This is a genomic window from Mucilaginibacter sp. NFX135, assembly GCF_048565145.1.
Classification (GTDB): domain Bacteria; phylum Bacteroidota; class Bacteroidia; order Sphingobacteriales; family Sphingobacteriaceae; genus Mucilaginibacter.
On the sequence record NZ_CP183412.1, the window covers coordinates 1,266,024 to 1,279,211 of the forward strand.

Here is a 13,188-nt window from a genome sequence, read left to right on the forward strand (position 1 = left end):
AAACGAATTGACTTGGAAGACAGAAAGAAAAAGGTTAAAAGTATATTAGTTACTTTATCAAAACCCGAAAACGATAAGAATCCGTATGCAGAACTGGCTAAAAAGCTAAACCTGAAAATTGACTTCAGATCATTCATTCACGTTGAAGGCGTTCCTGCAAAAGATTTCAGAAAGGAAAAAATAAACCTGAGCGATTTTACCGCGGTTATTTTTACCAGCCGTAACTCGGCCGACCATTTTTTTCGTATTTGCGAAGAAATGCGCTTTGAGGTGCCGGTAGAAATGAAATATTTCTGTCTTTCTGAAACCATAGCGCTTTATCTGCAAAAATATATTCAATACCGCAAGCGTAAGATATTTTTTGGCAAACAAACTGCTGCCGACCTGGCAGAAGTGCTCAAGAAACATTCGGCCGAAAAATTCCTTTACCCATGCTCAGATGTGGCGGCAGAAGAAACACAACGCTTTTTGTTAGAGAACGGTTATAACTTTACGCCAGCCGTATTATTCCGTACCGTTTGCAGTGATCTTTCAGATCTGGCCGATGTATTCTACGATGTGATTGCGTTTTTTAGCCCGTCAAGCATCCAGTCGTTATATAAAAACTTTCCTGATTTTAAACAAAATAATACCCGTATAGCTGCTTTTGGTGCAACCACGCACAAAGCAGTGCTCGAAGCAGGTCTGATCCTGGATATTCCGGCACCAACCCCAGCTGCCCCATCCATGACCATGGCTATTGAGCAATATGTTAAGCTGGTAAACAAATAAATAATTTTAGAAATTTATTGACCCCTATTGCAACTTTTTGTGAAATGTTAGCGTATTAATGCCAACTAATTCACATTATTGTGATTAGATTTTTGCTCCTTTACAATGCAATAATTTGTCGTTAAAATAGCGCGGAGAACGTTTGTTGACTTTATTTTAGGTTAAAAAAATGTTTTTTGGGTTTGTTAGCGCAAATTTTTAATATATTCGGGGGGCTCATAATGTTATAGTTTATATAACTGAATTTGTTTAAAAATGAAGCATATCTACTTTTTAATAGTTGTTTTGGCGGGTGGGTTTTTGAGCGGTTGCAGCAAAGGAGGCGATAGAGGGGAGGTTACCGGTATCCCACAACGTTCATTCAGGTCCGAAGTGCCTTATGGTATGGTTTATATACCCGGCGGAACCTTCCTGATGGGACAAACCGATCAGGATGTAACCTTTGCGCAGATAGCGCAAACCAAGCAGGTTACCATTGCTCCTTTCTTCATGGATCAAACCGAAACCACCAACAGCCAGTACAAACAGTTTGTTTACTGGGTTCGCGATTCCATCGCCATTACCAATTACGCTAACGATAATAAATATTACATCCAGCCCAAAGGCGCAGGCGCCAATGCCAATAATAATAATGGCAAAAAATTCATTAACTGGGATTATGTAAAAAAGAATCCTGTTTGGAGTAATAAAAAAGGTCAGGCCGGTAATGCTTCAAAATTACAGGGCATGTATTATCAGGGCGACGACCGCGTGTTTGACCGCAATGAAATAGATGTACGTATATTAAAGTATAACTACTCTATTATGGTACTGCGTGATGCGGCCAATTATAAAAACGATAAAACCAAAAGACGTTCTGATTTCATTTTGCGCGATACCGTAGCCGTTTATCCGGATACCCTGGTATGGCTGAGCGATTTTTCATACGCGGCCAATGAGCCTATGGTTGAAGGTTATTTTTCGCACCCGGCTTTCCGCAATTATCCTGTAGTTGGCGTAACCTGGAGGCAGGCGCGGGCATACACCGTATGGCGTACCCGTTATAACGATGCTTATAAAGATTCACGCCGCTTACCGCACCGCTTACCATACAGTTTGCCTTCCGAGGCTCAATTTGAATATGCCGCGCGGGGCGGCAGGATAGGTACCGACTATCCATGGGGCGGCCCTTACATTAAAAATGCTAAAGGCTGTTTGCTGGCTAACTTTAAGCCTGGCCGTGGTAATTATACGGATGATGGCGGCGCTTATACGGTAAACGTTCGCTCGTATTTTCCTAATGATTATGGCCTGTATAACATGGCCGGTAACGTAGCCGAGTGGACATCGTCAACATATGATGAGTCGGCATCATCATTTGTGCACGACCTTGCGCCTACATTTAATTACGAAGCTAAATCAACAGATCCGGAAGTATTAAAACGTAAAGTTGTACGCGGCGGATCATGGAAAGATATCGGATATTTTCTTCAAAATGCGACCCGCACCTATGAATATCAGGACACCGCGAAATCATACATTGGTTTCCGTTGCGTAACTGATTATTTGGGCCGCGATATTAAAGACAAACGATAAACAAAAACTAATTAATAAACATCTACACAAATTATTTCTGAATTATTATGGCAGGGAAGAAAAAACCTTATGGAATAGGAAATGTGATATCATGGGGAGCTACAGTAGTGATCATCGGCTTGTTATTTAAAATACAACACTGGCCAATGGCATCTACTTTTATAACCGTAGGATTAGGTATGGAAGCTTTCCTATTCTTCTTATTAGGTTTCCAGAGAGAAGATAAGGATATTGACTGGGTACGTGTTTACCCTGAATTAAGCGAAGAATTTAGCGGGGAATTGCCAAAAGCAACCACCAGACCGGTGATAAGTAATTCATCTAATACTCAGGCTTTGGATAAAATGCTGGAGGATGCTAAGATCGGTCCGGATCTGGTACGCAGTCTGGGCGATGGTTTAAGAACTTTTGGCGATAAAGTTGCCGCTATATCAAGAGTAACTGATGCCGGTGAGGCTACTATTGCTTTTACCGATAAAGTAAAAACAGCATCTGCAAGTTATGATAAGCTGAGCAACGCTTTTGATAAAGCATCAGCCAATTTATCGGAATTGGCCAATTCCAATGTTGATTCAAAGGCATATCATGAGCAGGTAACCAAATTAGGACGTAACCTGTCTGAACTGAATGCTGTTTATGAATTGGAACTGCAGGATTCAAGCGCTCATTTAAAATCAATGAACAACTTTTATAAAAACCTGTCTTTAACCATGAACAACTTCAATGAATCTTTGGATGATTCGAAACAGTTTAAGGAAGAAGTGGGGCGTTTAGCAAAAAACCTGGCATCGTTAAATTCGGTGTATGGCAATATGCTTACTGCAATGAACCAGCCACGTGTTAGTTAATATAATTAATAGATTTTTTACAAGCTAATATTTATATAGATGGCCGGAGGTAAGGAAACCCCAAGACAGCGAATGATAGGCATACTATACCTGGTACTCTTAGGCTTAATAGCCCTGAATGTACCGGATAGCTTGTTAGACGCGTTTAAGAACATTACAAGTAGTTTAGACCAGTCGCGCAAAAATGTAACTACCAGTTTGCAGAGCACATATTCAGCATTTGAGGCAACCAAAGGAAAAGAACAGCCTGAGAAGGCCCGCCAGTTGGAAACCCAGGCTAAAGAGGCAAGCAAGGCGGCCGATGAATTAAATGGATATATTGAAGAGTTAAAAGCCGAATTAATAAAAAGGGGCGGAAATATCAATACAGAAACTGGCGACGTAGATGCAAGAGAAAGTCTTGATATATCGCCCGAAGTAATGATCAACGCTAAAAAAGCTGACGTACTAAAAGAAAAAATTGAAGCTACCAGGGCACGCCTGCTACAAATATTAGGTAAGGATGCTGCCGGGGTTAATTTTTCTTTGAACGCGATTGACCCGGGTAAAAAATCCTGGCAACAAGCTTATTTCGGCGATGGTATTCCCTTGGGAGCAGCTTTAACTACGTTGGCAAAGATCCAGGCTGATAACAAAAATGCGGAGAATGAAGTGGTGAAAAAGATATTAGGTAAAATTGATCAGGCGCAAGTAACTTTAAACCAGTTTAAGGCGGTTGCAGTAGCGCCAAGCAGTTATGTTTTGGCTGGTCAGCAATATAAGGCAGAGATTTACTTAACCGCGTATGATCAAAATTCAAACCCTGCCATTACGGTAGGTGGATCAGCCATACCTACAGCAAATGGTGTAGGTACTTATACTACTACTGCAAGTGGCGAAGGATTACATACCTGGACAGGTAGTTTGTCTGTGAAACAGGTAGAGGGTCCGCCCAAAGTATATCCTATTTCAGCTACTTATATGGTAGCCAAACCATCGGCAGTGGTATCGCCCGATAAAATGAACGTATTATATATAGGTGTATCCAACCCGCTTTCGGTATCGGCGCCGGGTGTACCTACATCAAGTATTAATATCAGCATTCCCGGAGCTTCTGTTAGCGGTAGCGGCGGTCATTATACAGCCAGAGTAAGCAGTGTAGGGGAAGTAAAAGCTACTGTTACCGGCGAAAAAGGTATGGTTTTAGGTACATCTGTATTTCGTGTAAAACGCATCCCTGATCCTAAACCACAATTTGCTGGCAAAAGCGGCGGTAATACCAGTGCTGCAAACTTAAGGGCGCAGGACAGGGTATTTGCCAAATTGGAGAATTTTGACTTTGATGCTAAATTTAACGTAACGCGTTTTACACTGCTTGTTGTAAAGCCCCGGCAAGATGCCATTATATATTCAAGTTCTGGCGGCGGCGAGTTAACAAGTGCTATGCGTGCGGCGATGAATACCGTTACACCGGGTACTACTGTTGTATTTAAGGATATTGTTGCAGTTGGCCCTGATGGAACACCGAGAGGACTTGACCCGATTGTAATATCCGCAAATTAAAGGCGTATGAAAAAGAAAATTTTGGTGGTTGTACTTTGCTTAGTGTGCGTGTCGGCAGCATTTGCCCAAAAACGCCCGGCTAAAAAACGTACCAGAAAACCTGCTACTACCACGCAACAACAACCCGTACAGCAACAGCCAACACAGCTGCAACCACAGCAATCCAGCCAGCAGGATAATGTGGTAAGCCAGCCACCGGTTGCCGATACTTCAAAACGTAAGGTATTTGATCCCAACAAGCCTTTTGAAAGACCGCTTGATGGTTATTATAAAAAGAACAACATCCTGAATGCCAAGGTTACGCCCCTGCCAAACCTGCGCGAAAACGATGTGGTTTTTGCTAAACGTATTTGGCGGGAAATTGATGTACGCGAAAAAATGAACCAGTACCTGGCCTCGCCAAAAAGCAGGTTGATTGATGTGCTGTTAAATGCTATTGCTGCAGGCGAGCTAACCGCTTATGATCCAACACCAACGAAGGATGATCCAGGAGGCGATGCTTTTACAGTTCCGCTTTCAGCGGGAGGCGCCAAATCCAAAATGGCAGATAGTTCGGTAGTTGATAAGTTTGATAAAGACGGTAATAAAATAGGATCGTCGTTACAAGCCGGTGAGTTTAACCCCGATAGTGTAGTTAAATTCCGGATTAAAGAAGACTGGGTTTTTGATAAACAACGCTCGGTATTTGAGCCCCGCATTATTGGCATAGCGCCATTGATCAAACCAAAAGCAGGCAACCTTGACCTGGATTATCAGCCCGCGTTTTGGGTATATTTCCCGGAAGCAAGACCTATTTTTGCCACCAAAGAAGTTGCCAGCCGTAACAGCGACGCGACAGGTTTAAGTTTCGATGATGTTTTTATGAAGCGGATCTTCACCAGTTACATTGTTAAAGAAAGTAACGATAAAGACGAACGCATAAAAGATTACGCACAGGGTATTGATAAGCTTTACGAGTCGGATCGGATCAAAAAAACACTGATGGACTGGGAACTTAACCTGTGGTCGTACTAACCAATTACCAACCTAAATTTTAAAGCTAAAATTCAGAGCCTGCGGGTATGAGTTTTGGCTTTTTTGTTTTCTATACAATCCTCTTTCAACCGTCATTGCTGAGGTACGAAGCAGAAGCCCCCTCTAAATCTCCCCCAAAGGAGGAGACTTCAAAAAAGTATTTTAAAGCCCTCTCCTTTGGAGAGGGTTGGTGAGGCTTTTCCTCTGTACCTCACAATGATGGGTTGGTTATATTGCTTTTTAATTTTGACCAGTTTCTGCATCTTTGCCAAAGTATCCTAAAATAGCCTTTGCCTGTTTCAGGTTCACTACTTCCAGCAACATTTCTTCACTGGCTTCACGGATCTTTTTTACCGATTTGAAATATTTTAACAACTTTTCGGCGGTGGTTTTGCCTATGCCATCTATCAGTTCCAGTTCGGTGGCGAGAGTGCCTTTGTCACGGATCTTCCGGTGAAAGGTGATGCCAAAACGATGTGCCTCATCGCGCAAGTGCTGGATCACTTTTAAGGTTTCTGATTTTTTATCCAGGTACATCGGATACTGGTCGTTAGGATAATACAGCTCTTCCAGGCGTTTGGCAATGCCTATAACGGTTACCTGTTTATCGATACCCAGTAGTTTAAGGCTGTGCATGGCCGATGATAACTGGCCCTTGCCACCATCAATAATGATGAGTTGAGGCAGTTCGGTACCTTCATCCAGCATACGGCGGTAGCGGCGGTGTACAGCCTCTTCCATGGTGGCAAAGTCATTCGGGCCTTCTACCGTTTTTACGTGGAAGTGCCGGTAGTCTTTCTTGGAGGGTTTGCCGTCTTTAAATACCACAATAGCCGATACCGGGTATTTACCCTGGAAATTGGAATTATCAAAACACTCAATGTGGCGGGGCAGCTGGTTCATGCGCAAATCCTTCATCATCTGCGTGAGCAAACGTTCGGTGCGGACCTCGGGATTCAGCTTTTCGTATTGATCTATCTTTTCTTTTTTGAAGAAGAGCACATTCTTTTGCGAAAGATCGAGCAGCTTTTTCTTTTCGCCCAGTTTGGGTACGGTGAACTTAATGCCGGGATGGTCTTCCAGGTCGATACCAAAAGGCACAATGATTTCTTTAGAATCGCTGTTATAACGACTCCTGAACTCGGATATGGCCAGGGTAAGTAGTTCCTCATCGCTCTCATCCAGGCGCTTTTTAAGCTCAATGGTTTGCGTTTGGATGATGGTGCCGTTCATTACTTTTAAAAAGTTAACAAAGGCTATTTTATCTTCCGACGCAATGCTGAAAACATCCACGTCTGTTATAGATGAATTTACAACGGTTGATTTGCTCTGGTAGTTTTCCAGCAATTCAAATTTGCGCTTTAGGCGGTGGGCAAGTTCGTAGTTATACTCCGCAACGGCTGTGTCCATCTCGGTTTTAAGCCGGCGTAATACAGCGCCTATCTTACCGTTAAGGATATCTTTGATCTCCTCGATGCTGTTGTTGTAATCATCTTCGGTCTGGTAGTTTTGGCAAGGGCCTTTGCAGTTGCCCAACTGATATTCCAGGCAAACTTTAAACTTGCCTTTATCAATGTTTTCGCGGGTAAGCTGCAGGTTGCAGGTACGCAGGGGGTAAGTTTCTTTAATCAACCCCAAAATATTATGCATCATGCTTACCGAAGCATACGGCCCCAGGTATTTGGAGCCATCTTTAATAATGCGCCGGGTCCAGAAAATGCGGGGGTAGTTCTCGTTCTTGATGATGATCCAGGGATAGGTTTTATCATCCTTAAGCATCACATTGTAACGTGGCTGATGCTTTTTGATCATGCTGTTCTCCAGCAGCCAGGCATCAACCTCGGTATCAACAATGGTAAAAGTGATATTGCGAATCTTGGATACCAAAACCCGGGTTTTGGCATTTACATGTACATCCTGGTTAAAGTACGACCCAACCCGGTTGCGCAGATCTTTGGCTTTGCCAATATATATCAGTTCCTGCTCACTATCCCAATATTGATAAACACCGGGTTTGTGAGGTATATTTTTTAATGCAACTTTATAATCAAATTTTTCACTCATAACTCATTTAATGAAAACAGATATCAGTGCGTCATTGCGATGGACGAAGCAATCCCCTATTTACAGAGTCGCTTTATGGATAAGCCCTGTATAGTTGGGGATTGCTTTGTTCCTCGCAATGACGTTTGGGGTTAATCTAAAATCCCAGCTTCTTATCAACTTCAGTAGTTCCCTGTTGTTGCTGATTGTATTGGTTGCAATCCATTACTATACTCACACCGTTTTTGGGTGCATCAAAATCAACATTCTTCTTGATGCCTAACGCGGCGTTGGCGTATACTTTTTTCATGTAGAACGCAAATATAGGCAATGCGCTGTTGGCACCTTCACCCAGCCGGGTCGACTGGAATGCAATGTCACGATCTTCGCAGCCTGTCCACAAACCGGTAACCAGTTGTGGGGTGATGCCAATAAACCAGCCATCGGAGTTGTTTTGGGTGGTGCCGGTTTTACCACCTATCGGGTTATTAAGTCCATATTTATATTGTAAGCGGGAGCCCGTACCATCCTGAATTACCCCTTTAAGCATGTAAGTCATTACGTAGGCGGTTTGCGGGTTCATGGCCTGTACTACTTTTGGTGTATGGGTATATAAAACGTTTCCGTTTTTATCCTCAATGCGTAATATATAGGTGGGCTCTGTCCACAAACCGTGGTTGGCGAATACCGAATAAGCGGCTGTCATTTCAAATACAGAAGCATCAAACGTACCCAGGCAAATAGAAGGATATGGGGGTACCGGACTGGTGATCCCCATTTTTTTGATTAACTCTACAACCGGCTCGGGTTTAACCTCGCCCATTACGTGGGCCGTTACCCAGTTTTGCGAATGGGCCAAGGCCTGGCGCAGGGTAATAAAGCCTGGTATAGTTTCTGATGGTGATGAACGCGGGCACCACGGACCGCTGCCATAACCTCTGATGGTGTCCGGCACATTATTGATCTTCATGCAAGGCGAGTAGCCATTATCAATAGCTACGGCGTAGGTGAACGGTTTGGCTGTTGAACCTACCTGGCGCGTACCATTTTTAACCTGATCATATTTAAAATGCTCAAAATTGGTGCCGCCCACCCAGGCTTTAACATAGCCGGTGGTTGGGTCCATACTCATCAAGGCATTACGGAGCAGCATTTTACAATATACAATTGAGTCGATCGGTTTCATCAGTGTATCAATGTCGCCGTGCCAGGTAAACAGATTGAGCTTGTCAGGAGTGTTAAAATTGGTAGTGATATCTTCATCGCTCATACCCTGGGCCTTCAGCTGCTTGTACCTGTCTGATTTAAACATGCCCTGCTGTATCAGTAGTTTATAATTATGGATGCTTTTAGCCAGGTTTTTTCCACGCCAATGATCATTAAACTGTACCTGCAGATCGCGCATATATTGCTGCTGAGCCTCCTCGGCATATTGCTGCATGGTAGCATCAATGGTGGTATATATTTTAAGGCCGTCACGATCAAGATCATAAGGTGAACCATCAGAACGGTTGATGTTTTGCTCCCTAAACAGTTTTTGCAACTCTTTTTTAAGTACCGATCTGAAATAAGGTGCCGGGCCGTCAAAGTGGTTGTTTGGATGAAAATCGAGCCCAAGTGGTTTTTGTTTGTACTCATCGGCCTGTGCCTGGTTCAGGTCACCCTTCTCTACCATGCGGTTGAGTACCAGATTACGGCGTTTCAACGCGTTTTCGGGGTGACGGATAGGCGAGTAGATGCCGGGCCCGTTCACCATACCAATTAGTAATGCTGCCTGGTCTGGTGTAAGCTTATCGGGAGTAGTATTAAAATAGGTACGTGCAGCCGACTTGATGCCATAGGTGTTATAGGCGCCAAAATCAACCGTGTTAAGGTACATGGTCAGGATCTCCTCTTTGGTATAATGGCGTTCCAGTTTAACAGCGGTTACCCATTCCTGCATTTTTTGGATTACACGTTTAAATGGATTGGCGGCCCTTTCTGAGAAAAGGTTGAGCGCCAGTTGCTGTGTGATAGTACTGCCACCTTGTTTCTGCCCGATGAGTAAATGCAGAAAAATGGTAAAGCTGCGGCCAAAATCAATCCCGGAGTGTTCAAAAAAGCGCTTGTCCTCGGTAGCCACCAACGCGTTAACTACGTTGGGCGATAGCCCTGCATAGGTTACGTTGGATCGGTTTTGTATATAATAGGTACCTAATACCTTTTTATCAGCAGATAATACTTCGGATGCCTGATTGCTTTTTGGATTTTCCAGATCGCGGAAGGAAGGCAGCTGACCAAATACATCAAAAATTGTTAGCGCTATCATCAATCCAACAAAAACGAAACCGCCTATTACGGTGCGCCATATGTACCAATTATATCGTCTTATATCCTGTTGCGTAAGCTTGGGCTTAGTAGTTCTCATTTCAATAATTTTTCTGGTAATAGTTAATATAACTATCCACCGTTTTTTGATCGGCTAATTTATCCAGATTTTCCTTGGTAATGATAAAAAAACTGTATTTATCCTTAGATACCTTCATAATATCGGGTAATACCGGGATAATGCTCTTGGCATATTTCCGGGCATCGCTCAGGCTGAAAAAGCGACCGATGTAAATGATCTGGTCGTCTTGTCCGGCATTAATCAACTCGTGTTTAAAGCCATAGCCAAAAAAGCGGATGCGGTTAAATTGTCCTATACCAAAACGCGAAGATGCCAGGTTAGTTGTACCCGAAGTTACATTTATAGCAAAATAGTAGTGGGTACTGTCGCGCTTTGAGAATATGGAGGCGATGTTTTCTGCTACAATAACGGGTGGAGCTACCGTTGTGTTAACGCTGTCCGGATTAGCCTGATTGGCTTGTTGTAATACGTATGCGGGCTGTTGAATGTGATTGTCGCTTAGTTTACCCTGCGGCGCGTTTAGCTGGGTATTGATCTTTGTTGTAGCCGAAGCCAGTCCGTTCAAAGGCGCGTTAACCAGGTGGCGGTATTCTGGCAGCTGCGGCGATGGTATATAGGTTTTTCGATATTCTGTTTGCTTTTGATAGGCTACAGGCGGGGTGAACGGAATTTCGTTAGGATCTTCGTTATTGAGTACTACCGGTCGCGCGGTTACTTCCTCCAGGTTGGCATGAATGTAAGCCAGGTGCTGCTGGGCCAGCGGAGTTATTAATACGTCATCCGGATATTTGGCAACTATCTCCTGCATATCAGTCAAAAATGGCGGCAGTTTTTCCTGGTGTCCCGCGGCTATGGCCTTTAAATAAAATAGTTGTGCTGAAAAGCGGTTGTCCGGGTATCTCTTTAACAGATCCTCCGCGGCGCTGATCACCTGGGCGTATTGTTTTTGCTCATACAGGTCATATACCTGGTTATAAAATACATTAAACCCGGCGTTGGCATCGTTTAGCTTTTTGCTGTACTCCGGATCAAGAATTATTTTGGCGAACGCGGTTTGCGGGTATTCTTTTAGGATAAGGTTTTTGTACATGTCGGATTTGGCCGCGTCGATATCCGTATACAAACGAAACAGATTATAATAGATAGCCGGCTTATCCGGGTTATTCGGAAAGCGGGCAAGCATTTTCTCAAAGGCGGCTATAGCCTCTTTTTTATCTTCCAGCACATCGCGGTATAAATTGCCAAGATCAAGGTAGGCATTGTAAATACGGATATTGGATTGACTAAGCTGATCGGGCGTGAGCGGCAGATCATGAATGAGCTGTTGTTTATACTCCACGTTTCTTACCGAATCTGCAGCCTTACCGCTAAGGCCCGCGAGCTTGTCGGTAGTGGTGTTTAGGCCTGTTGTAGGTCCGGCGTTGGTGGGCATACCTGCATTTGAGCGTTTACTGCGTCGCCAGTTGTCTTCCAGTTTGCGGTTTCCCCACTGGCGCTTAAAGGCAACATAACCCTGGCTTACCGCATTGGTATTATAAAAATAGAATGAGCTTACCACGTTTTGGCTATTTTGTCCGTTTTGCCCATACTGTCGGTTTAGGCCATTTTGTGGTGACTGTGCATCGGGATTATTTAAGGTAAAGCTGTTGCTGAACGGATCGCCGTTGTTATTGCTGGCTGCCGCCGCCGAAGCAGCTGCCTCGGCGGCGGCAGCTTTTTCCTGGGCCGCTTTACGGGCAACCATCGCATCAATATGAGTAAGCCGCGTTTTTTCGTCGAGCCCGGCCAGCATCTGCAGCGTATCCTCTCGGGCTATGGTTTGGAGCAGACCTGTCAGTATTTGCAGATTGTTACTCTTTTTAACAATAAGCTGATAGCCCGGGTAGCTGGGCGACAGGTAGGTAAGGGTACTATCGTAATACAATTTAGCGCCCTCATAATTGGCCTTATTTTTAAAATCAATGTCGGCAATGCGCAGATAGGATACGCCCCGCTGATTTTCGTTTTTAGTGCTGTGGCGTATGGATAGTTTGTAGTTCTTGATGGCGTTATCAATATCGCCGGTGGAGTAATATTGCTGTCCGATGTGATAGTATATCTGGTCGAAAAAATCAATATTGTCGTGATTCTTCAATAGTTTACGTAGCTGGTCTATCTTACTTATTAATTTAATACCATTGCGGTTATCCTGTATCCGGATGCGGTTTAAATTGGCATTAAAGGCCATCTCAAACGAGGCATTGCTTTGCACAATGCGGGTATAGCTATCGTAAGCGTCGGCTGGTTTTAGGTTGAGCTCCTGTAATTGGGCCAGAATAAAGATCCAGCGTAGTTTCAACCTGCTTACCGAACAAAATTGTATAGCTTGCTTGGCATCTTCCTCGGCCTCGGCATAGTTTTGCGTGTTGATGTTGTATTGCATGCGGGTTGCATATACATCGGCAGTGAAACTTTTACCCGGTTTTTTGGGATTGATGTTTTGTACAGCCGAATCTATAACTACCTTGGCTTGCGGCAGATTGTTCAGATATAAAAGAGAGCGCCCTTTCCAAACCATAGCTTCCTGGGCCAGCGGGAAATTATTCCCGAATGAACGTACCACATAGCTAAAATATTCCACCGCGTCAAAATAGCTGCCCTCCAAAAAGCGGGCTTTGCCCAAAACCAGGTAGGCATCACCAATGTAATGGCTTTGCTCTTTGATGTTGATAATGGTGTTGGCCTTGGTAATGGCCAGCTCCATATCCTTATCCGGCGAACCGCTCTGACTGGTAGTATCGGGATAAACATTCAATAATTCGGTATAAGCATCTGGGAACGATGCGGCATAACTTTCCTGTTTACGGCGCAGCAACTCGTTGGCATTAAACAGGATATTGTAATGCGCGGTAAGGTTTTGCATGGAGCGGTTAAGGCCGCTTTGCTTTTCGAGCGAGCACCCCGCAATGATAATGATAAGGGTAAACAGTAAAACTTTACCGTTTTTATACATAGAAGATATAGGTA

The 13,188-nt window shown here is 43.9% G+C and carries 8 protein-coding genes; 5 read left to right on the plus strand and 3 right to left on the minus strand.

The annotated features are described in order from the left end of the window. Positions 1-6: 6 nt before the first annotated feature. The 5 genes from ACNURT_RS05525 to gldN all read left to right on the plus strand — a co-directional run bounded on the left by ACNURT_RS05525 (position 7) and on the right by gldN (position 5,750). Positions 7-771 carry a uroporphyrinogen-III synthase gene (locus tag ACNURT_RS05525; RefSeq protein ID WP_076376218.1) on the plus strand — a complete coding sequence of 255 codons (765 nt, stop codon included), beginning with the start codon at positions 7-9 and terminating at the stop codon, positions 769-771. 255 nt (positions 772-1,026) lie between these two features. Next, positions 1,027-2,346, plus strand: coding sequence for an SUMF1/EgtB/PvdO family nonheme iron enzyme (locus ACNURT_RS05530; protein ID WP_370994838.1), 1,320 nt, complete (start codon positions 1,027-1,029; stop codon positions 2,344-2,346). Between the two features lie 47 nt (positions 2,347-2,393). Beyond that, positions 2,394-3,194 (plus strand): gliding motility protein GldL, encoded by an 801-nt coding sequence (gene gldL, locus ACNURT_RS05535; protein ID WP_419700889.1) that lies wholly within the window; start codon positions 2,394-2,396, stop codon positions 3,192-3,194. Positions 3,195-3,233: 39 nt separating this feature from the next. Then, positions 3,234-4,736 (plus strand): gliding motility protein GldM, encoded by a 1,503-nt coding sequence (gldM, locus tag ACNURT_RS05540; protein ID WP_419700890.1) that lies wholly within the window; start codon positions 3,234-3,236, stop codon positions 4,734-4,736. Between the two features lie 6 nt (positions 4,737-4,742). Next, positions 4,743-5,750, plus strand: coding sequence for a gliding motility protein GldN (gldN, locus tag ACNURT_RS05545; RefSeq protein ID WP_419700891.1), 1,008 nt, complete (start codon positions 4,743-4,745; stop codon positions 5,748-5,750). A gap of 240 nt (positions 5,751-5,990) precedes the next feature. On the opposite strand, the gene uvrC is transcribed toward gldN, so the two are convergent. The 3 genes from uvrC to ACNURT_RS05560 form a co-directional block, all read right to left on the minus strand. Next, on the minus strand, positions 5,991-7,814 hold the full coding sequence (gene uvrC, locus ACNURT_RS05550; RefSeq protein ID WP_419700892.1) for an excinuclease ABC subunit UvrC: 1,824 nt from the start codon (positions 7,812-7,814) through the stop codon (positions 5,991-5,993). A gap of 136 nt (positions 7,815-7,950) precedes the next feature. Beyond that, on the minus strand, positions 7,951-10,200 hold the full coding sequence (locus tag ACNURT_RS05555) for a transglycosylase domain-containing protein (protein ID WP_419700893.1): 2,250 nt from the start codon (positions 10,198-10,200) through the stop codon (positions 7,951-7,953). A gap of 1 nt (position 10,201) precedes the next feature. Further along, positions 10,202-13,174 (minus strand): tetratricopeptide repeat protein, encoded by a 2,973-nt coding sequence (locus ACNURT_RS05560; protein WP_419700894.1) that lies wholly within the window; start codon positions 13,172-13,174, stop codon positions 10,202-10,204. Positions 13,175-13,188 lie beyond the last annotated feature (14 nt).